The sequence below is a fragment of the Cupriavidus sp. USMAA2-4 genome, assembly GCF_001854305.1.
GTDB lineage: Bacteria > Pseudomonadota > Gammaproteobacteria > Burkholderiales > Burkholderiaceae > Cupriavidus > Cupriavidus malaysiensis.
The window spans coordinates 1,402,826-1,422,782 of record NZ_CP017748.1 but is presented as its reverse complement, the minus strand read 5'-3'; the positions used below and the strand labels follow the sequence as shown (position 1 = coordinate 1,422,782).

22 protein-coding genes and 4 pseudogenes are annotated in these 19,957 nt (G+C 61.3%); 13 read left to right on the top strand and 13 right to left on the bottom strand.

Going from position 1 to position 19,957, the window contains the following annotated elements; genetic code table 11:
* Nucleotides 1-74 precede the first annotated feature (74 nt).
* Entirely contained in the window at nucleotides 75-371 is a 297-nt protein-coding gene (locus BKK79_RS40200; protein WP_157128392.1) for a hypothetical protein, read from the top strand.
* 102 nt (nucleotides 372-473) lie between these two features.
* On the opposite strand, the gene BKK79_RS06330 is transcribed toward BKK79_RS40200, so the two are convergent.
* The 3 genes from BKK79_RS06330 to BKK79_RS41075 all read right to left on the bottom strand — a co-directional run bounded on the left by BKK79_RS06330 (nucleotide 474) and on the right by BKK79_RS41075 (nucleotide 1,401).
* A complete protein-coding gene (locus BKK79_RS06330) occupies nucleotides 474-785 on the bottom strand; it encodes a hypothetical protein (protein WP_071037352.1) in 312 nt (103 codons plus the stop codon).
* Nucleotides 786-820: 35 nt separating this feature from the next.
* On the bottom strand, nucleotides 821-1,138 hold the full coding sequence (locus BKK79_RS06325) for a hypothetical protein (RefSeq protein WP_071037351.1): 318 nt from the start codon (nucleotides 1,136-1,138) through the stop codon (nucleotides 821-823).
* 125 nt (nucleotides 1,139-1,263) lie between these two features.
* Nucleotides 1,264-1,401: a hypothetical protein gene (locus tag BKK79_RS41075; RefSeq protein WP_198173314.1), complete on the bottom strand. Its 138-nt coding sequence runs from the start codon at nucleotides 1,399-1,401 to the stop codon at nucleotides 1,264-1,266.
* A gap of 210 nt (nucleotides 1,402-1,611) precedes the next feature.
* Between BKK79_RS41075 and BKK79_RS06320 the strand changes: the two genes are divergently transcribed.
* Entirely contained in the window at nucleotides 1,612-1,863 is a 252-nt protein-coding gene (locus BKK79_RS06320) for a DUF1488 domain-containing protein (protein WP_071017003.1), read from the top strand.
* Nucleotides 1,864-1,920: 57 nt separating this feature from the next.
* Here BKK79_RS06320 and BKK79_RS38835 read toward each other — a convergent pair whose 3' ends face one another.
* Both BKK79_RS38835 and BKK79_RS06310 read right to left on the bottom strand, forming a co-directional pair.
* Complete coding sequence (locus tag BKK79_RS38835; RefSeq protein ID WP_335582918.1) at nucleotides 1,921-2,457, bottom strand: putative zinc-binding metallopeptidase; 537 nt, start codon at nucleotides 2,455-2,457, stop codon at nucleotides 1,921-1,923.
* A gap of 39 nt (nucleotides 2,458-2,496) precedes the next feature.
* Nucleotides 2,497-3,695, bottom strand: a protein-coding gene (locus BKK79_RS06310; protein WP_198173324.1) for an IS3 family transposase whose coding sequence is annotated in 2 segments (ribosomal slippage) — nucleotides 2,497-3,380 and nucleotides 3,380-3,695 — 1,200 coding nt in all. Because the reading frame shifts where the segments join, the coding sequence is not laid out codon by codon here.
* A 104-nt stretch (nucleotides 3,696-3,799) separates the two neighbouring features.
* Between BKK79_RS06310 and BKK79_RS40195 the strand changes: the two genes are divergently transcribed.
* From BKK79_RS40195 to BKK79_RS06295, 3 genes are all read left to right on the top strand, one after another.
* On the top strand, nucleotides 3,800-3,946 hold the full coding sequence (locus BKK79_RS40195) for a hypothetical protein (RefSeq protein WP_157128390.1): 147 nt from the start codon (nucleotides 3,800-3,802) through the stop codon (nucleotides 3,944-3,946).
* Nucleotides 3,947-4,778: 832 nt separating this feature from the next.
* Nucleotides 4,779-5,141, top strand: a complete 363-nt coding sequence (locus tag BKK79_RS06300) for a Bug family tripartite tricarboxylate transporter substrate binding protein (RefSeq protein ID WP_071037348.1) — start codon at nucleotides 4,779-4,781, stop codon at nucleotides 5,139-5,141.
* Nucleotides 5,142-5,364: 223 nt separating this feature from the next.
* Nucleotides 5,365-5,715 carry an antibiotic biosynthesis monooxygenase family protein gene (locus BKK79_RS06295; RefSeq protein ID WP_071037347.1) on the top strand — a complete coding sequence of 117 codons (351 nt, stop codon included), beginning with the start codon at nucleotides 5,365-5,367 and terminating at the stop codon, nucleotides 5,713-5,715.
* 52 nt (nucleotides 5,716-5,767) lie between these two features.
* Here the strand turns inward: BKK79_RS06295 and BKK79_RS06290 are convergent, their stop codons facing one another.
* Entirely contained in the window at nucleotides 5,768-6,622 is an 855-nt protein-coding gene (locus tag BKK79_RS06290) for a LysR substrate-binding domain-containing protein (protein ID WP_335582917.1), read from the bottom strand.
* Between BKK79_RS06290 and BKK79_RS06285 the strand changes: the two genes are divergently transcribed.
* Nucleotides 6,515-7,435 (top strand): serine hydrolase domain-containing protein, encoded by a 921-nt coding sequence (locus tag BKK79_RS06285; protein WP_335582912.1) that lies wholly within the window; start codon nucleotides 6,515-6,517, stop codon nucleotides 7,433-7,435. The two genes, BKK79_RS06290 and BKK79_RS06285, sit on opposite strands and share 108 nt — an antisense overlap.
* 708 nt (nucleotides 7,436-8,143) lie before the next feature.
* Here the strand turns inward: BKK79_RS06285 and BKK79_RS06280 are convergent.
* A complete protein-coding gene (locus BKK79_RS06280) occupies nucleotides 8,144-8,665 on the bottom strand; it encodes a TetR/AcrR family transcriptional regulator (protein WP_232346275.1) in 522 nt (173 codons plus the stop codon).
* 117 nt (nucleotides 8,666-8,782) lie between these two features.
* Here BKK79_RS06280 and BKK79_RS06275 point away from each other — a divergent pair, with 117 nt between their 5' ends.
* The 3 genes from BKK79_RS06275 to BKK79_RS06265 are packed head-to-tail and all read left to right on the top strand — an operon-like array spanning nucleotide 8,783 to nucleotide 12,402.
* A complete protein-coding gene (locus tag BKK79_RS06275) occupies nucleotides 8,783-9,796 on the top strand; it encodes an alpha/beta fold hydrolase (RefSeq protein ID WP_071037345.1) in 1,014 nt (337 codons plus the stop codon).
* 5 nt (nucleotides 9,797-9,801) lie between these two features.
* Entirely contained in the window at nucleotides 9,802-11,187 is a 1,386-nt protein-coding gene (locus tag BKK79_RS06270) for an MATE family efflux transporter (RefSeq protein WP_071037344.1), read from the top strand.
* 54 nt (nucleotides 11,188-11,241) lie between these two features.
* Entirely contained in the window at nucleotides 11,242-12,402 is a 1,161-nt protein-coding gene (locus BKK79_RS06265) for a thiolase family protein (RefSeq protein WP_071037343.1), read from the top strand.
* A 36-nt stretch (nucleotides 12,403-12,438) separates the two neighbouring features.
* Here BKK79_RS06265 and BKK79_RS38830 read toward each other — a convergent pair.
* A pseudogene (locus BKK79_RS38830) lies at nucleotides 12,439-12,549 on the bottom strand (IS5/IS1182 family transposase); the annotation flags it as partial.
* A gap of 19 nt (nucleotides 12,550-12,568) precedes the next feature.
* On the opposite strand from BKK79_RS38830, the pseudogene BKK79_RS06260 reads away from it, so the two are divergent.
* Nucleotides 12,569-12,865: pseudogene (locus BKK79_RS06260) on the top strand (transposase domain-containing protein); the annotation flags it as partial.
* A gap of 56 nt (nucleotides 12,866-12,921) precedes the next feature.
* Here BKK79_RS06260 and BKK79_RS42275 read toward each other — a convergent pair.
* The 3 genes from BKK79_RS42275 to BKK79_RS06250 all read right to left on the bottom strand — a co-directional run bounded on the left by BKK79_RS42275 (nucleotide 12,922) and on the right by BKK79_RS06250 (nucleotide 15,606).
* Nucleotides 12,922-13,032: a DUF3291 domain-containing protein gene (locus tag BKK79_RS42275; protein ID WP_084084854.1), complete on the bottom strand. Its 111-nt coding sequence runs from the start codon at nucleotides 13,030-13,032 to the stop codon at nucleotides 12,922-12,924.
* 116 nt (nucleotides 13,033-13,148) lie between these two features.
* The gene (locus BKK79_RS06255) at nucleotides 13,149-14,048 is read right to left on the bottom strand and encodes an MBL fold metallo-hydrolase (RefSeq protein ID WP_071037341.1); all 900 of its coding nucleotides are present in this window, start codon (nucleotides 14,046-14,048) and stop codon (nucleotides 13,149-13,151) included.
* A gap of 637 nt (nucleotides 14,049-14,685) precedes the next feature.
* A complete protein-coding gene (locus tag BKK79_RS06250; protein WP_157128389.1) occupies nucleotides 14,686-15,606 on the bottom strand; it encodes an IS5 family transposase in 921 nt (306 codons plus the stop codon).
* Nucleotides 15,607-16,902: 1,296 nt separating this feature from the next.
* On the opposite strand from BKK79_RS06250, the gene BKK79_RS06245 reads away from it, so the two are divergent.
* Both BKK79_RS06245 and BKK79_RS06240 read left to right on the top strand, forming a co-directional pair.
* Entirely contained in the window at nucleotides 16,903-17,421 is a 519-nt protein-coding gene (locus tag BKK79_RS06245) for a hypothetical protein (RefSeq protein WP_071037340.1), read from the top strand.
* Nucleotides 17,422-17,508: 87 nt separating this feature from the next.
* Nucleotides 17,509-17,745: a hypothetical protein gene (locus BKK79_RS06240; protein ID WP_071037339.1), complete on the top strand. Its 237-nt coding sequence runs from the start codon at nucleotides 17,509-17,511 to the stop codon at nucleotides 17,743-17,745.
* 97 nt (nucleotides 17,746-17,842) lie between these two features.
* On the opposite strand, the pseudogene BKK79_RS38815 reads toward BKK79_RS06240, so the two are convergent.
* Nucleotides 17,843-18,165: pseudogene (locus tag BKK79_RS38815) on the bottom strand (IS30 family transposase); the annotation flags it as partial.
* Between the two features lie 57 nt (nucleotides 18,166-18,222).
* Nucleotides 18,223-19,280: pseudogene (gene tnpC / locus BKK79_RS06235) on the bottom strand (IS66 family transposase); the annotation flags it as partial.
* A gap of 58 nt (nucleotides 19,281-19,338) precedes the next feature.
* Between tnpC and BKK79_RS06230 the strand changes: the two are divergent.
* Nucleotides 19,339-19,881, top strand: coding sequence for a hypothetical protein (locus BKK79_RS06230; RefSeq protein ID WP_157128388.1), 543 nt, complete (start codon nucleotides 19,339-19,341; stop codon nucleotides 19,879-19,881).
* Nucleotides 19,882-19,957 lie beyond the last annotated feature (76 nt).

The window sequence follows — 19,957 nt, the reverse complement described above, 5'->3', positions numbered from 1 at the left end:
GTGGGGACTACTCTGGCAACTTCTTTTCACATCGTCGAGACGGTGCCGGGGACACGCTTACGGATATAGAGAAGTTGGCCGAACAGCATATCCGCGAATCAGAGTCCCATCTGCGCCAGATTGATGAGCTTTTTGCTCGTGCGCGCAAGGCGGCTTCGAGCGCTGCTGTGGCGCCGGAGATCTTGGATGAGGTCAGCAAGATCGAGCAGGACCGCCATCGCTTGGCCCAGGAACTCAACCATATTCGCGACTTGCCAGCTCACGAGCGGGCGGCGAAAGTGCAACATGGCGAAGGCATCAAGCATGGCCTCGAGGCGATCGGATTGCAACTGGAGCAGCTATTGACTGCCGTCCTGAACAGCAGATATTAGCTTGGTGACCGGGCGATCGCATTGTGCCGCACGCACGACAGTGGAGGCTTGGCCTTGGGGGCAGTTTTCAATGCGATTCGTGGGCCAGTTTTTCGGCGCAAATCAACCGCCACGCTCTCCCAAAGCCCTGATCCCCTCTTTCAGTGCATCTTCCAATGCCTGAACTGTGTCGTGGCCCATCGCCACGAGCGTATGGCCGCGGCCGAACGTGGTGATGGAGACGGTGGGGAGCATATCTCCATTCCGATACTCCTCGATCGCTCTTACGACCGCTGAGCCGAATCCGAACCAGACACCGGCATCGTTGATGTTGCCAGCACTCCAGCGCGGCGGATCGTTCAGCAGTACCGCGATGAGCAGTCGCTCTTCCCGGGGAAGCTCTGCTACCCGGGCGAAGGCTTCAGCAATGTCCATGACTGCGGGTGACGCGGCCACGTGACGACCTTCGCTCAGTGCGCATTCCCTTTCATGCCCTCGGCTTCCATCGCGGCGTGCCATTCCTCGTACGCCTCGATTGGCTCCATGGCCTCGTCGACGAACGCGGTTGCGCGTTCCGCTGCGGCCTGTGTCTCGGGGGGGACATCGCTCTGACCGTCTTCCTCGGTACCTGGTGGTAACAGCATGTCCTCAAGCATCGCGCGGAGTTCTGGCGTATTCCATGGCTTGCCCAGCCTGGCCCTCCGGTTCAGATAGTGACGGATTTCCGAGTCTTGCTCGGCGGTGAGCGGAAGCCCTCGGAACGTAGGGTCCGTGTTGTGATGAATCATGATGCGCCTCCCGAAGCGGTCTGCGCTTTCAATGTCTTTCCATGTAGAGATAGTGATTCCCTGCGGCCCATGTCGCGCGTTGCGAGTGGTCGCTGTGCCGCGTGCGTGCTTTTCGCCAGGCTGACTCACGTCTTCTTCTTGGCGACACCCTCGTTGGCGACGCGGGATTGAACGCTGCTGAACGGGGTGGCCGGCACGGACGGCTTCTTGGGTTGCTTGGGCTTCTTGGGTTCGCGGTTGCCACGTAGTTGACTCTTGGCCATGGCGGTGCTCCTGAAGATTGGCTTGCCGGGTTGGCAATCCCAGCATACGCGCTTAGTCTCCGGCAAAGGGAAAAAACTTTCCTGCGGCGCGAGTGGCTAACGCAACGGAGAGAAATCGGGCTGGAGGGAAACGGGCGCATACTGGAACTGGCGCCGCGCACGCCAGCGAGCAAGGAAACGCTCGGCGTCACCGGACAACAGGAGCCCACCATGGCACTGAACTTCCCGAATCCCAGCCGCAGCTACGACGCCTCGCGGCACTGTGTTTGCTTCTGGGGCTACGACGGTGCGCGCGAGGTCGCTTTCCAGGTCACTGACACTGTTCTTTCGCTCCTGAGTCATGGGGCTGCCTTCGAAGAGACCGCCTTTCTGGACACGTTCGATCGCTATCGCGACCCGATACTGACAATGGCCAGAGATATCTACACACCAGGAATGCGCAACACGTACACCATTTCGTAGGGGCGACTTGTCGGCCAAGCAGCGGAGGGTTGAACCGCAATTTTCTAGTTATGACCTCTAACGCTGCGGCTGCCCCGCGTTGGCCTTGTAAGATCGCGCCGCCGAGTGGACGACGCGATGGACGAACGCCAGCTTAGCAATGACCGTTGGAGACAGGGAAAACGGATACGCGTCAGGAACGCCTAGGCTTCGGCCTAGGCCGTTGATCGCGTAGGTGAGGGGGTGCCACCGGTGGACCAGGCTCTGGAAGCTGGAGCGCTCGACGGGTGTGTGATCGGTCAGGGACGGATCGTGTTGGACTGGTGGCTTCAGGATCAACCCATACCCCGTTGCAGTTTCTAGTGTATCCACCATGTGGAGGTAGTGGCACCAAGTCTCTGCCCAGTCCTCCAGCGGGTGCATTGTGGCATAGGCACTGATGAAGGCATCCTGGTAGTTCGTTGGCGGGCCTTCGTTATAATAGCGCGTGAGCGACGTCGCGTAGTTAACCTGCTCATCGCCAAAGAGCTTCCTGAACGGCGCAAGCCGGCGTGTCGACTTGATCAGGCGCAGGAAATAGAAGTGGCCGACTTCATGGCGAACGTGCCCAAGCAGGGTGGAGTTGCCCCTGTAACTCAGGACACGCGGACACCGTTAGGTTGATGACGCCACAGCACGCCTGAACTCGCGAGGCGAGCGGTAATTCAGCGCTTTGTGCGGGTGGCGCTCATTGTAATGTTCAAACGCAACGGCCAGACGCGAGAGTGCCGTTGGCGCGTCGGACTTGTCCATATAGGCGACGTAGTTGTGCTTCATGGTCTTCACGAACGACTCAGCCATGCCATTGCTCTGCGGCGAACGCACGGGCGTGGTCAGCGGCTCCAAGCCCAGCTCGCGCGCGAAGCTGCGCGTGCGATGGTCGATGTAGGCCGAGCCGTTGTCCGTCAGCCAGTCGATGGGCTGCGCGGCCTGCGCGGTGCCGAAGCGCTGTTCGACGGCGGCCAGCATCACGTCGCGCACCACGTCGCCGCTATGCCCGCCAGTCGTCGCGGCCCAGCTAATCGCCTCCCGGTCGCAGCAGTCTAGCGCAAACGTCACGCGCAGCGGCGTGCCATCGTCACACCGGAACTCGAAGCCATCCGAGCACCAGCGGGTATTGCTTTGGTCCACTGCCACGCGACCGTCGTGCCGTCGCTTGTCTCGCCGCACGCCGGGACGGCGCAGCAGCAAGTGGTGCTCACGCATGACCCGATATACGCGCTTGTGGTTGATGCACGGTGCGCCGACCATCTCGCGACTGCGGCGCAGCAGCGCCCAGATGCGTCGGTAGCCGTAGGTCGGCAGGTGCGCCACATGGGCCTGGATTTCCTCGACCAGTTCTGTGTCGTCGGCCGGCCTGGCGCTGCGACCATCTTGCCAATTGGACGAGCGAACCTGTTTCACCGCCACGCCAGAGCGCGCCACACCGAGAACTTCGCAGACCGTTTTCAATGGTCGTCCCCCGGCAGCAAGGGCGAGCGCGCAATCAGGTTTTTTGAGCGGCCCCATTCCACGGCTTCCTTCAGGATTTCGACTTCCATCGTCTTCTTCCCGAGCAGTCGTTGCAGTTCCTTGATTTCCTTGATGGCTGCGGCCAACTCCGAGGCGGGCACCACGGTTTCGCCCGCTTTCACCGCCGCCAGACTGCCTTCCTGGTATTGCTTGCGCCAGCCGAACACCTGGTTCGGGTTCACGCCGTGCCGTCGGGCCACGGCTGACACCGATGCTCCCGGTGCCAGCGTCTCCTGCACGATGGCGATTTTTTCCTGCGCCGTGCGCCGACGACGGCGCTCCGGCTCAGTCAGAATTTCGATGGGTTCCACGTAATGACTAGGCTTACTGATAGGCACAAGACTATCCCTTATTTTAAGAGAGTCCTTGTGTCCTCAGATACGTGGGGCCGCTCCACTATGCCTGCATGCTGATGCTGCAACCGGTCAGCGGCCCGACCGTGACCGTGCAATTCGAGTACTGCGGCAATGCGACGGCATCCAACAGCCCGTGCATCGCCAATGGGCTGGCCGGTGGAACCAGCGGTCCGCTGATTCCGGCCCTTGTTGAATAGTGTGCCTCGTGACAGAGGGACCACCAGCGCGGCGAATCTTGCGTCACCACTGATGCCAACAGACCCCGGAGACGCGACCCGTTTTGCTCGGAAGTGCTCTTCTCGCGAACCTCGTCGATATCGTCGTCGGACCTCAACGGAGGACGGGACGCTGACAGCTACGATGGTGGTTCTCGTCTTCGTGCTCGCTATGCGTGCCTTCTACTTGAGTGTGAAAGTTGCAAGGGCAGCGCTGATTGCTCTGGGAGTTAGCTGTTGCGCGTCGAGCTACGGCGCAGAGTCTATATGGAGCAACTCCCTGCCTTTGTGTCACCGTTTTCTGTCCCAGGAAAGTGCGTATGTGGGTACTCCGCGTTGCAGGTATCGTGCATTTGCGCGAGACTGAAAGTATCGCGTTGCCGGACGAAGCCTGCGCTCACCTTGGGGACATATCAGTTCGGGAGTATGACGAGCAGTTCCCAGGGCACGTGTCTGTGGCCCTGACAGCGGACGTGCGGAGCCCTAGAGACGGACGCATTGGGGGAGGCCCAGCCAATGAAACACCTTTTCCATTCCGATCCACCGCTGCAGCGGGCGCGGTATTTGTGGCGCCTCTGGGGATTCCTGCTGCTCTCAGGCGTGGCATATGCTGTATGGGTGTACGTGCTGAGAGGGTGAAGGCGGCCTACAGGCGGTGCTGGGCTACTGGTTCGCGCCGCGCAGCAAGGTGATCGGGATTGCGGATGGCGCAGCGTTCCTGACGGGGGCAAATATCGCCATCAATGGCGGGCAACACCTCCAGTAGCACACGGCGTGCTGCAGAGATTGGGGCAACAGGAGTCTCATCGCAGCCATGGGCTGGTCGGTGACGAATGCGGTCGCCAACAAGACCAAGCTGCGTCTCTACGCGCTGGGATCACCGGAGCGATTCCCATCGATCAAGGATATCCCCACCCTCGCGGAAAGCGGCTATGCCGTCGATGCCGATACGTGGTTCGGCATTCTCGCCCCGCCCGGCACGCCGCAGGCCGTGGTCGACGCCATCCAGGCGCAGGTGGTGCGCGTCACTGGCCAGGCCGACTTCCGCGCGCGCCTGGCCGACATGGGATATACGCCGATCACGATCGATCCGAGGAAGTTCGGCGAGTTCGTCCAGGCCGAGAACCAGCGCTGGGGCGCGGCGGTCAAGGCGGCCCGGATTCGCGTGGAAGAGTGAAGTCATGGCCGTGGACAGGCGGCAGGCTGGTCCGCCAGCTTCGACGTAGCGTGAGTGGAAGACAGGGCGTGCGGTTGCCTGCAAGGCTCTCGGGATGGCACGGTCGCGATGCCGTTCCGGACCATATTGGCGAATGCACAGGCCTATCGCCCGCACGCCTGCGCATCGTTCCCGGCGACGCCTTAAACTCTGCGCTCTTCCAACCGTTCGCAGGAAAGACGCCATGTACTCATCCACCTTCATTTTCCGGGCCGGGGAATTCGATGACGAGTTCCACCGCCTCGACCAGCAGATCGCGGAGTCGGCGCGCGCGATTCCCGGCTACCTGGGCGAGGAGACGTGGGAGAGCCCCGGCAAAGATCTGATCCAGAACGTCTACTACTGGGAATCCGAAGAGGCGCTGCTACGGTTGATCCGCCACCCCGCGCACCTGGAGGCGAAGTCGAAGCAGGCGCGCTGGCTCGACGGTTATCGGGTCGTCATTGCAAAGGTGATTCGCGAGTACGGGGACGGTGGCATTTCTTCGCAAACGCTTGAGCCGCCACAAGCGCTCAAGCTGCCCGCCCAGCCCTAGCGGCAGTGCTTTCGAGGAATGGCTCACCTGCGGGCAAGGCGCGGAGGCGAACTCACCGGGTGCGGCCGGATGGCGCACCGGCACGCCGGCCGGATCGGCGTGCCCGCCCGGTGGCCGCAGCGTCGGCAGCGGCGTCCGCGCGGACACGGTCATGGCCGGTATCGCGCGCCATGCCGGGGCCCTGGCCCGCGAAGAGTCTCTCGGCCATGAAGTCGATGAACACGCGCAGTTTCGGCGCCAGGTGCTTGCTGGAGGGCCAGAGCAGGCGGAAGGTGCCTTGGTGTTCTATGTGCTTGTCCAGCACGGTGGTCAACTCGCCCAGTTCGAGCGCCGTGCTCACCATGAAATCAGGCAGGCAAGCGATGCCCAGGCCATCCTTGGCCACATCGAGCAGTGCTTCGGACGTGTTGCAGACCATGGTCGCCGGCAGCACCACGTCCGCCGCCGCCGCGTGGCTGCGCTTCAGCGGCCAGGCTTCGAACTTGCCGGTGCTGGGGAACTTGTGCTGCAGGCAGGCATGGCCGGCCAGATCGGCGGGCACCCGCGGCGTACCGTGGCGGGACAGATAGCCGGGCGACGCGACCAGCAGCAGGCGGTAGGTCCCGAGCGGACGGGACATCAGGCGCGAGTCCGTGGGCTTGCCGGTGCGCACGACGGCATCGAATCCTTCCTCGATGACATCCACCAGCCGATCCGAAAAATCCACGTCCAGTTCGATGGCCGGATAACGATGCATGAAGGCGGTCAGCGCCGGCATGATCAGCCTGCCGACCAAGGGCAGGCTGATGCGCAGCCGCCCTTGCGGGGCCTGGCGCGTCTCGGACAGCTCCAGCTCGGCGGCCTCGACCTCGCACAGGATGCGCCGGCAGCGCTCCAGGAACAGCGTGCCTTCGGCGGTCAGCGTAATGCTGCGCGTGCTGCGGTGGGCTATGGCTTCTTCGAGCCTGCCGACGGGCCGTACCATCGCGCCGGCGTATCGGACGGGATGGACATCGCCGACGTATCGCTGGAAGAAAATGTCCGGCGTATCGGCACGGTGCCGCTCCTGTTCGCGCCCGGCTCCGCGTGGAGCTACTCGCTTGCGACCGATGTGCTCGGGCTCGTGATCGAGAAAGCGTCCGGCCTGCCGCTTGCCGAGGCGATCCGGGCACTGGTGACGGCACCGCTCGGCTTGGCCGACACCGGCTTTTCCGTGGCCGACTCCGCCCGTCTCGCGGCGGGGTATATCAACGAGGGTGGCGCGTCCCGCCGCATGGCCGACCTCGAACTGGTCCGCCTGCCCTTTATCCCGGAGGCGGAAGGCATGCGCATGGCACTGGGGCGGGCCTTCGAGAGCCATGCCTTTGCCTCGGCCGGCGCGGGCATGATCGGCTCGGCCGAGGATCTGCTCGCCCTCCTCGAAACCCTGCGCAAGGGCGGCGCGCCGCTGCTGTCAGCGTCCCAGGTCGAGGCCATGGCGACAGACCAGGCGCCGGGCATGGACCTCCTGCCATGGCCGGGCCGCGGCTTCGGCCTCGGCTTCACGGTGCTGCGCGATCCAGCCGCGGCCAACTCGCCCGAACCCGCGGGGACGTGGCGACTGGGCGGCGCCTACGGGCATTCGTGGTTCGTCGACCGCGCCAACGGCCTGACCGCCGTCGCCTTCACCAATGCCGGCCTGGAAGGCCAGTCGCCTGGCGGACGGTTCCCGGATGATCTCGCCAACGCCATCTATGGGTGATCGGCTGAGCGGGGAGCATGAGCCAGCGTGAAGGCGGCAATGCAGCCTCCGCAATGGCGTGCAATGGGGAGGCCGGAAGAAGACCATGCGAACGAGTCGCTGGGTTACACCCTGAGGTTGGGCCTGCTTTGCGTAGTGGGAAGTGGTGGCCGAGGATCGACGCGCAACGAATCGCCGGCATCTGAATGATCCCTGCTTGAGGAGGGCGAGATGCCAAGCGATCTTCGCTAAAGTTCCGGAAAAACGGTGCCATCCAATACAAGAATGGCAGAGATTTTCAGGGAAAAGAACCTTAGGAATCGCTGATCCATGAGGCTTGCGCTTGATGTTGCACAAGCCAAGGATTTGCCAAGGATTTCGGTTTTCGCAACGCGGCAGAGAGGGACGATTCAAGCCATTTTTCTCTCGTTTCGCACCTTTCCTGGCGCGCTGTGCGCGCTCAGGACGGATTGCTCCCCTGTGAGGCCGACAACAGCTTCCTGGTGAGCGCCAGATTCGCCAGGCCAGACAGGCTGAACCACCCGCGTCGCCAAACGCGTGCTCCAGATGACTGCCGTGCTGATTAAATCAGTCTTTCCCTAGAGACTACATTTTATAACCGCGGCCTCTGGAAGGCGAAAAACAGAGGGAAGCTCATTCGTCCCTACAATGAGCGTCACCATGCAGTTCAACTCGTGCTGCGATTCGCCGTATATCCTTTCCACCGCGTTATCTGCACAGCGCATCCCGAGCAGCCTGGAGTATTTCTTGCGACAGAGCTTCGTTATCGACCACGCGCGACATCATGAGCGCACCGATCATGGCTGACGCAGCCGCCAGTGACTTGCCACGCTTGCTTGCTTCGGTGCCTCCTAACTGTTCCGCAATGAGACCCGCGAGACGTAGAAACCCGTCCGTCGCGACTTGCCGCGTGCACGAGTCGGCTCTCGCCATATCTCCACCCAGCGCCGCAAACGGGCAGCCAATCGACATATTGTCACGATGCGTGACCGACAGGTAACGCTCCGCTATCTCCCGGCGCGCCTCACGAGGCGGCTTCCCCTGCACGAACGACTCGAGCGTCTGGTATAGCGTCGCGCTGGCGACATCGCATGCTTCCGCCACAAGATGGTCCTTCGACTCGAAGTGCCGATAGAACCCGCCTGGGGTCAGGCCGGCAGCCGACATGATGTCGGCAATCCCTGCGCCAACCACGCCTTTCCCGCGCAACTCCCTTGCGGCGGTTTCCACGATCCGCTTGCGGGTCTCGTTTGCCTCTACCCTGGACTTTCTCATATCGATCAGGCGCCTGAGCGTTCCGTGTAAAACTTTTCCTTGACACTTAGAGTATACTCATACTCTAATTGGATGTCGACCATACTCTTATTACTCAAGGAGGCGGAAGTGGGACAGGACTGGAAGCATGGATACGTCCATACCAACGGCATTCGCATGCACTATGTGGAGCAGGGCTCCGGGCCGCTGATCCTGCTCTGTCACGGGTGGCCTGAATCGTGGTTTTCGTGGCGCCATCAAATCGCGCCATTGGCGCGGGCCGGGTACAGGGTTGTCGCAATGGATCAGCGAGGCTACGGCGACACCGATGCATCGCAAGCAATCGACGCATACAACGTCCTGAATCTCGTTGCGGATCTGGTCGGCCTGGTTCATGCGTTGGGGGAAGAACACGCGATTCTCGTCGGGCACGATTGGGGATCCATGGTCGCAGCGACCGCTGCACTGCTTCGTCCCGATATGTTCCGCAAACTGGCTTTGCTGAGCGTGCCGTACCTGCCGCGCCAGACACTGCGGCCGGCCGTCCGCTTTCAATTGCTCGCGCAAGAGCAGCATTTCTATCAACAGTATTTTCAGGAACCCGAACGGATTGAGCGCGAACTCGAAGCCGACGTTCGACGCGCTTTGCTGGGCATTCTGTATTCGGCCTCGGGGCAGGCTCGCTCGAGTGAAAAGCACCGCCATTCCAGCTTCGTCCGTTTCGACAAGGCCAGTCGTCTTGTCGACAGTCTCGTGTTCCCCGACGAGCAACCCGCCTGGCTGACGACGGAGGAACTCGACTACTTCACGGCACAGTTCAAAATGTCGGGTTTCCGGGGCGGCATCAACTGGTATCGGAACTTCGATCGGAACTGGGAACTGACGCCGTTCCTGGACGGCGCGCGCATCCTCCAGCTCACGGTCTTCATCGCGGGTGAACTGGATGGCGTGCTGAAGATGGCGAAGGAAGAATACGAGGGCCTCGAACGTAACGTGCCCAACCTGACGGGAAAACACCTGCTTGCCGGAATCGGTCACTACGCACAACAAGAAGCGCCCGACGCGGTCAATCAGCTGCTGCTGTCGTTCCTGTCCAACCGGGGATAGGGACGATGCATATGGATCAGACTTCAAACAAGCCCGATGCCGCCGCGCTACGTCGCGCTCGCATTTTGGGCGGCCCCCTGTTTCGAACCCTGCTGTCGCTCGGGATAACCACCATCGCCGTATTGATCGCCCAGACATTCGTCGGCGTGCTGGAGACGTGGTATTTGAGTTTTCTCGGTACCGATTCATTGGTCGGTGCATCGCTTGTCTTCCCGATCTCGATGTTGATGACGATGATGTCCAATGGCGGCATTGGAGGCGGCGTTGCATCCGCCGTGGCTCGAGCAATTGGCGCCGGTAAACGGCGCGAAGCTGATGCGCTCGTCCTGCATGCGGTTGTCGTGGCGGTGGTGCTCGGCTGCCTTTTCACGATATTGGCGTGGTGCTACGGTCCCGAGTTGTATGCCGCACTCGGCGGCCGGGGACCGGGACTCGCCGCGGCGGTGACCTATTCGAACTACGTATTCGCCGGCGCCATACCAGTCTGGATCGTCAACTTGCTGTGCGCAGCCCTGCGAGGTAGCGGGAACGTCAAGGTTCCCGCGATCACGACTTTCGCCGGTGCGCTGGTGCTGATTCCACTTTCGCCCTTGCTGATTTTCGGCATAGGCGCTGTACCCGGCCTGGGTATTGCCGGTGCGGGTATTGCCGTCTCCCTCTATTACAGCATTGCCGCCGTCGCGCTTCTGGTCTACATGGCCAGTGGGCACGCCGGATTGATCCTGACGCGCGCGCCGCTGAATCGACGTTTCTTCTCGGACATTCTTCGGGTCGGGGCGCTCTCGTCGGTAGGCGCACTGCAGCTGAATCTGATGGTCGTATTGCTGACCGCGGTGGTAGGGCATTTTGGCCAGGCTGCGCTGGCCGGTTACGGCATCGCTTCACGACTCGACTACGTCTTGATACCGCTGCTGTTCGGTCTGGGTACCGCGGTGCTGACCGTCGTCGGGACATGCATGGGAGCGGGCGACATCGCGCGGGCCAGACGAGCCACATGGCTCGGTATTGCGATGGGAGCCGGCTTCACGCAGATCATCGGGCTGGTCGTCGCCATCCATCCGCCCGTCTGGCTGGCTCTGTTCACGCATGACACGGCCGCGACCCACTTCGGGAGCCTTTACTTGAGGACCATCGCGCCACTCTACGGTCTGGTCGGCGTGTCTTTCATCCTCTCGTTTGCGGCCCAGGGTATCGGCCGCCCTTTCTGGACAATCCTGGGTGGAACGGCTCGCTTGCTCATTGCGGTCGGTGGTGGATGGTTGGCCGTCAATCAGCTGGGTGGCGGCATGGGGACGCTGTCCGCCTTCGTCGCGGCGGGGACGATCGGTTCAGCGCTGGTATGCGCGGCCACGATGGTGCCCAAACGTATCTGGACTCGGGTCGAGGTGTGACGGATCGCGCAACGACCCGCCGTTATTGATCGGCTATATCTGGAGAATTGTGAAATGAATCGTACCGTCATCGCTGGTTATGTGCGCACGCCTTTCGCATTTGCACGCAAGGGGCCCTTTCACGCAACGCGGCCGGATGATCTCGCCGCCGTCGCACTTGCCGAACTGGTCCGACGCAGCGGAATCGATCCACACCTGATCGAGGATGTACTGATGGGGTGCGCCTATCCCGAGGGCGCTCAGGGCGACAACGTCGCACGTATCGCATCGCTGCTCGCCGGACTGCCCGTTCAAATCGGTGCCGCGACGGTCAATCGCTTTTGCGGCTCATCGATGTATGCCATCCACATGGCGGCCGGACAGATAGCCATCGGTGCCGGCGAAGCGTTCATCGCGGCCGGTGTCGAGAGCATGACGATGGTACCGCAAGGCGGCTTGTCGGCCTCTCCGAATCCGCGTTTCGCGTCGAGAGAACATCCCGATGCGGACGTTCCGACCCAGGCGTACACGCCTATGGGCGTCACTGCCGAAAACGTGGCGGCACGCTGGACTATTTCGCGTGAGCAACAAGACGCGTTCGCCGTCGAGTCTCAGCGCAAGGCTTCACTCGCGCAAACCGAAGGTCGTCTGGACGATGAGATTGTGCCGGTTATCACGCCCGATGGCACCGTGATCGATCGCGATCTTTGTCTGCGTCCGCAGACTTCGCTCGAAGGGCTCGCTGCGCTGAAACCTGCGTTCGGGGAAGGCGGTACCGTAACGGCTGGTACCGCGTCGCCTTTGACAGATGGTGCAGTTGCCGTACTTGTCACGTCGGAAGCATTCGCGCGACAGCATGGGCTCGACGTGCTCGCCCGCGTACGGTCGACTGCAATCGCGGGCCTTGAACCCGAAATCATGGGGATGGGGCCGGTACACGCGACTCACAAGGCACTTGCGCGTGCCGGCTTGCGCACCGAGGACATGGATGTGATCGAAATCAACGAAGCCTTTGCCTCGCAAGCGATCGCGTGTATGCGCGAGCTCGGCATCCATCCCGATCGAACCAATATCGACGGCGGAGCAATCGCGCTTGGCCATCCGCTCGGCGCAACTGGCGCACGGATCACGGCCAAGGCAGCGACGCTACTGCGTCGTGTCAATGGTCGTTACGCACTTGCCACGCAGTGTATCGGGGGCGGACAAGGGATCGCGACTGTTCTCGAAGCGGTGTAGTCAGTGCACGGAGGCGACCCCGCCGAATAAGATTGGCTAACAATACTCCTCGACGAATCGGGAGCAGATGACAGAGCACGCGAGCTTGAGCGAGGCGAGATGAATATCGAGGCGACGTTCGAAGCGAATGCGTAACTTGCCGAACCCGGTATGCTCGCCTCCCGGCTACTGCAGCGACGGGCGTGCGGAAATCGACAACCTGATCGCCGAGCGAGCACTGCGCGGCGTCGCCCTCGGCAGACGGAATTACTTGTTCGCCGGCGCCGACCCCGGTGGCGAACGTGCCGCCGCGATGTATAGCCTGATCGGCACGGCACGCCTGAACGACCTCGATCCCGAGGCGTATCTCGCCTACGTGCTCGAGCGCATTGCTGACCATCCGATCAACCGCATCGACGAACTGCTGCCGTGGAACGTGGCTTTGTCGCTGCCGTCTACTGCTCACGTCGAGCCCATCCGATAGCATCGCAACTCCCCGTCGTCGTCGACCTACGCTACGGTGCTGATCGAGTGCTTACCCTACAACGACATATTCAACAGCATCAACGGATCGTCGAACCCGCGAATTCCCGTGGCATAGCCCTTGGATGTCTGCAACCGCCAGACGAAGCCCGGCGAGCGCCCGGCCAGTGCGTTGAGTCATTCAATTGCGCAACGATGCCCCTGCATCAGCGGCGTGTCCAGCGGCGCGCGCGTGCGAAATACTCCGTTACGCAAAGTAGTCAGCGTCATCTGTCATGGTTGCCTCATCTCGCTTCGAAGTGAGCCTGCTGGCCGGCGGAAATGGCCTGGTCCGATACCTGCAACGCCAGTTCGGCAGCTACGGCATCAGCCCCGGCCTTGATGAAGACGTCGAGGTCGGACGTGGGCAGGAAGCGTTTCATGATGGCCTCCAGCTCGGCCTTCCCTGCATCGTCCAGGCTGCGATTGCCGTTGGCGAGCCGGGCCACCGCCGCGCGATAGCACCCAATATAGGCACGCTGCGCGGCAATCATTTCGAGCGGCTTGCCCGCCTGCCCGTGCCCCGTGTAGAACAGTGCGATGTCGCCGGAAAGCCGTTCGAGCGCGTCGAGGCTGCGCCACCAGTCCGCCGTGTGGCCGTCGTTCATGAAGGAATGGACGCCGTTGAAAACCATGTCGCCGATAAAGGCGACACGCGGGTGGCGTCCCACGATCCAGACGAGATCCCAGTTCGATTCGCCCGGGCCGAACTCCCTGACCTCGAACGACACGCCATCGAAATGCAGCACGTCGCCATCGTGCACGAGGCGATTCGGGAACGTGCGTCGTGCCGGCCAATCGTCGCCGAACACCGGCTGCCACTTGACGGCCTTGGCATCGTCGGTACGGCGCATCGCCTCGTCGACGCCCTGCGTGGCGATGATCGGCACATCGTCGAGACCACGGATCAGCTCGCCGACACCGTTGTAGTGATCGGGATGCCCGTGCGTGATCAGCACCGCGAGCAAGGGTTTGCGCAGCGCATCCAGCCGGTCACGCACCTGGCGCGCATCCGATACGGTCATCATGGCGTCGATGGCCACGACACCGTTCGGCAGTTCGACCAGGAACGCGTTGGTGAGAAAGGTGCGCGCACCGGAGGTGCAGGTCACCACATTGAATTCAGGCTCCTTGAAACCGGTCATTTGAAGGTTCTCTCATTAAGCGAAATCCCGCGAGATGTTCGGGATAGGAGGATGACATGATTACCGGTCGGGCAAGGCTCCATCCGGCAGCCGATACGCCGACAGATCGACGCGCCCGTGCGCTCGCCGCACAGGTCGACCGCCGCGGCATTGCCCGCCACAGAGCATACGTTAAACACCGCCCGGAGAAACCCGTTGCCACGTAGAGGGTGCGATCGGCGTCAATGGAATCCCTAACCAGAATGGGAGCCCACATGAGGAGTTCACCATCTGCCCGTGGCACTGGGCGGCCGTTGACCAAGTAGACATGATCAGGGTGCAAAACCCCGTCGTAGTCGAGGAAGAGGATCATTGGCTTGGCTCTTGTACTCGGCCGGGAAGCGTCTCCTTGGTTCCTTACGGTAACCGTCCTGACTCTCGGCAGCTTCTGACATAGGTCCCTACCTATCGTTGGTGGGGACCTATTGTACCTATCGACACTTCTACGTCTAGCAGGCTGCTGAAGTACTCCCCGCACAAACGGCATGCTTTTCGCCTGCGCAGGTGAGTACTGTCTAACTTCACAATCCGGAAGCCGCGCACTGCTGAATCGAGTTTTTCGGCTGCTGGGCACCAATTTCCCGCTTCATTTCCCCGATTACCGCAACTGCGGACGGTATTGTCCCAGCGAGCGCATGCGCACGAGGTTGTAGGCGGCCATGCTCAAGACGAACATCTGGTCGACTCGCTTCAGTCCGCGCACCATCACCTGGCGCATGTGCCCGACCGTCTTGACCCATCCAAAGCTTCGCTCGATCAGCTTGCGCTTTTGCTGCGAGACGGCAAAGCCAGGGCTGCAAGCAATGGCATCGGGAACTGCCGAGCGCCGACCCGAGGTGTTTTGCGCCACGTGCGGCGTCATCTTCATCTCCAAACACGCTTCGATGAACTCCTGCGCGTCGTAGCCCTTGTCTGCACCCACTGTGATTTCCGTGTCCGGGTCGAGCGTTGCCTGCCGGGCGTCGTTAAGCATGACCTTGGCAGCCTCGCGCTCGGCGTGTCCATCAGCGATGCTCGCCAGGGCGCTGACTACCAAGCCATGACGGTTGTCACTCAACGTATGACCCATGTAGCGCAGTTCACTGCCAGTCTTGCCTTTGCGATAGAGCTTCGCATCGGGATCGGTCTTGGACTGATGCGTCTCGTTGCTGCGCTGCTGCCCCCTGAATTCGCCACTATCGTCGTCGCCATCTCTGCCATCCTTGCGCACGAAGCTCTTGTGGCCTGCCCACGCCTGGATCAGCGTGCCGTCCACGCTGAAGTGCTCGCCAGACAGCCAGTTCTTCTTCTGAGCGAGGGCCAGTACCTCGTTGAAGAATTCGATCACTGCATCGTGCTGGATCAGGCGCGCACGGTTCTTGGTGAATACTGTGGTCTTCCAGCCGATTTCGTCGTCGCCCTCGAACGCGCAGATCTCCCGCAAGGAGGGCACGAAGCCCAGCACGGCGCAGCATTGGTTGCAGGAGACATTTTCGAAGAAGACAAGATTGCCGCAGCAAGTGCAGTGAGAGGTCTTCATGCCGAGGTAACCATTGTGTATTGAGTGTCCCGCTGAGCTGGGCAGGCAGATGCGCTGGCGCTACCGAGCATGCAGCCTTCAGAAGGCGGCTAGCGAACCCCGGCTACCACGTGGCAGCCCCTTGCCATGAACTTCTCGGATCGGTAGGTGAGCCACTTCTGGTCACCAACGTATTCCCGCGGCTGTTGTTCCGTGCGTTGGGACAGTAACGCTCGTGATGGTGCTAATACCATCATAGCCTGCGACGACGCGATAAGCTCCCAGAGCCTGCCTGATCGGTATGGGACCACATCCACATAGGCATCAAATACTGAGACACCACATTGCGACGGCATAGAGGCGTAGAACCGGACTCACCCCAGCGAGCCGGACTCTCTGGCAGCGGCATTGGATCTCGCGGCATCGCGAATGGTCGGCCTTCTTCTGGCCTGCCTGTACGCAAGTACATGGTGCGTCGCTTGCGAAGCCACTTTGTAAGGGAGATAGGACGGGCGGCGATGGCCCCCTATACTGGTAACTAGAGCGCTCCTGAAGTCTGAAGGCTTCAGGCTCGCCTACCATTCGTTTCCGGGCCCCCCCCTCGACGACGTCTGAGGATTGGCGACTCCTAAAGTCACTCACGGGGATTCCTGGAAATTTGATGCAAAATGCCACTCGGCGAACTCTGCGCCCCCACCTCCTCCGTCGCCACGAAAGCCGGCCGTTTGACAGGATCGATGGAATCGATGCCCGGCTGTCGTCCTCCCTCTTCGCGAAGCCGATCGCCAGATTGACTGCCGCTCTTGTTTCTACCCTTCAGCGTATGGGACCTATCGATCCATGCGCGCTGCAATCTGCTTGTGACAAAGATGCCCTAAGCATTCTCAATAACGCGAGACGGATGGGAAGGATTACCCGCTCGCAGTGGCAGGTTGGCTCCAACAGTGCCGGTACATGATCATGGCTGCCGACATGCAGTCAGCCTTGCAGCCAACGAAGGAAACATCATGAGCAACCACTCAGTGAAGACCAAGTACCGGTGCCTGCCCGCCACACGTCTGATGCGTGACCACTCGGTTGATGGGTTTTCGGAGGGAAGCAGTCACAGGTTTGGATTCCTACGACTGGCAGCGACTCAATGGCATCGGGCAGCCACGCTGCTGATTGACTGGGACCGCGCCATCAATGAAGGCTGGCCCAACCTGCGATCGCCATTGTGCCCCAAAGCCAAGTGGGACTGGAGCCTGGGACGACATCATCCCACCGCCTTCCGTCGACTCGCCGGAAATAGGAAATGATGCTGTGTGAGGTAACACCATGCGTACATTGCTGTATTTCATCGTAAAAGACGTTGTCACGGCGCGGCTGGCACAAGCGAGACTAGGCGAGCTTGCCGATTCATCAGCACAAGTCGTGGGACCGTGGTTTTCCCAGCACGACAACCAGCCAGTGGAGGCGTTGCCGAGCATCGACGTCGGTCAGATCACGTATCGCGAAGAATTGGCGATCACTGGAATTCTGGTCGGAGCAATCGTCGCCGCGCTGGTGGTTCTCAGATACGGAGTCTCGACTGGACCCGGCGCCGCTGCCCTGGCGTATGTTGGTGCTACGACGCTGGGCGCAATGATCGGCTGGTGGGGAGGCGGATTGATCGGCACCAGGATTGGCCGTCTCGGATTGGGGCGGCGGAAAGCGCAAATGGCACAAGGCCAATTGCTGATGATTGCTGGCTGCAAGTCGAATTTTAAGGAATCCACGAAGCAGTTAATTCACGAACTGGGCGGTGTGGTGATCGACGAGCACAACGACCTATTGCCCAACCTCAGGTGGGTATGATTGCCGTGCCTCCAACCATCTAGGAGGTCACTCCTCCGTTCTTGAGTTCCATCTTGCGAAGGGTGCCAGAACGAAAAGGAGATGAGTATGCAAAGGATCAAAGAGTACAGGGGTTTTGCGATACACGTTGATTTGCTTGAGACCTCCGATGGGATGTTTGATACGTGGTTCCAGATCAAGGGGCCGATTAAAGCCCATGAGGCAGTCTACGGCACGCCCTTCAAGGTCTTTGGCTCGCCGTTTTCACGCCGCTGGGCGCATTTGGTTGGCGAGCTCGCTGGGCGGGCGTTCATTGATCAGGTCCTAGGTGTCGACGAATTCTGAATGGAGTTCAACGGCCTCGGGGCTGTCAGAGATTTTGTGTTTAGGGCATAACATGTCGCTAAGGCGGGCGGTTTCAAGTGCGAAGTGCAACACCCCCTCAGTTATTGAACAGGAAGCGGTCCGTGGGATTGGCCAGAACCTGCGCGAGGCTTTGTAGCGGGGAGTGCCAGTTCAGGGTTTTGCGCGGCCGGCCGTTGAGGCTGTCGGCGATGGCGTCAAGTTCTTCCTGCGAGTGAACGGACAGATCGGTGCCCTTGGGTAAGTACCGGCGCAGCAGGCCATGGTGTTCTCGCAGGTGCCGCGCTGCCAGGGGCTATGCGGGTCGCAGAAGTACACGCGCACGCCAGTGGCGGCGCTCAGTTCGGCGTGCCGGGCCATCTCTCGGCCCTGGTCATAAGTCAGGGTCTGGCGCAGTGTAAGCGTGTAGCCAGCACCGCCTTGACGTCCGAAGCATTTACGCTGGCTTAGCAGTTGCTCGGCAACGAACCAGGGCAGAAGCTCGTCGACACGGTTGACCGCATGGTCTGGGATGCGCGCGAGCACGAAGCACAGATAGGCCTCGGGATCGACGCCATTGAGTTTGGCTGTGCCGATCAAGCTATAGATTGCCGCAGCGCGCTCTCCGCCCGAGTCTGCACCCACGAAGAGGTAATTGCGCCGCCCGATGGCCACGCCGCGCAGGGCACGCTCGACCGGCAAATTGTCGATCTCCAACTGCCCGTCGTCGCAATAGCGCGTGAGAGCCGCCCACCGATTCAATGCGTACAGAATCACTCGACTCGTGTCGGATTTTCGTGAGAGCGTCTCCAGCGTGTCGCTCAGCCACGCGTGGAGTTGATCGAGTAGAGGGCGCGCCTGCGCCTGGCGATATGCGCGACGCTCGTCGGGCGGTTTGCCCCGGATCTGCTCTTCGACCTTGTAGAGCGCTCCAATGCGTTCCAGCGCTTCGGTATTCAAGGCATTCGGGCGGGCGGCATGCAGTTCGTAGAATTGCCGTCTGGCATGGGCCCAGCACACTGCTTCGGCAACGCGTCCCGTTCCGTAGATCGCTTGATAGCCACCGTAGGCATCAGCTTGCAACGTCCCGTTGAACGAGTCGAGATGGTACTGCGGGTGGATGCCTTTGCGGTCCGGTGTGTAGGAAAACCAGACGGCCGGCGGCGTCGCATCGCCCGACGCACTGTCATCGCGCACGTACACCCACAGGCGCCCAGTCTTAGTCTTCCCGTTACCTGACGCGAGCACCGGCACTGGCGTATCGTCGGCGTGGAGCTTCGTTGCCGCCATGACATGACGGCGCAGCGCCCCGACGAGCGGCTGCAGCAGCGCCGCACAGCGGCCCACCCACTTCGCTAGCAGCGAACGCTCCAACTCGACGCCTTCACGCGCATAGATCACAGACTGCCGGTAGAGCGGCGATGATCCGCGAACTTCGAGACCAGTACATGAGCCAGCAGTCCTGGACCAGCCATGCCTCGCTCGATGGGGCGGCTCGGCGCAGCAGCTTGAGCGATATGGTCGCAAGCCGCCCAAGCTTGGCCGGAATCGGAAAAGCCCCCTCAGCCCGTGGGGGGAGCACGAGACGACTAGTAGATGGACGTTCCCCGGGGGCGAGACCAGTTCCTGTGCCAAGTGGAGGACAAAGCTCCGCCCATAGCCGAAGAGGCGACGCTTGCCAAACTTCCGTTGGTGCTGGTGCTAGACTGGAATCGACCATTCAATCGATTGGCCTTATCGGGGGGCGGGATGCTGGCAGCAACGGTTGTCGTCCTCGTGCTTGTTCTTCGCGCCTTCTACTTGAACGTGAAGGTTGGAAGAATGGCGTTGATTCGGCGCTCTGGCCACAGGCTGCTGCACGTCGAGTTGCGGCGCTGTGTCTACATGGAGCAACTTCCTGCGTACATTTCACAGTTCCCCGTTCCTCGGGAGATGCGAATGCGGGTGCTGCGCTTCGCGAGCATTGTCCTTTGGCGGGAGACAAGCAGCATCGCTTTGCCGGACGAGGCCTGCACCCACCTCGGGGATATATCCATTCAGAATTACGACGAACAGTTTCCGCGCTGGGCACGTGTCCGTGCCTTGGTAGAGGCCAGAGCGGGGCCTGATCGGAGCCTTAGAGGAAAGCCGAGCCAGTGAGACACCTTTTCCATTCCGATCGGCAGCAGCAGAGGGAGCGGTACTATTGGCGCGTTACCGGCTGCGTGCTTGTCGT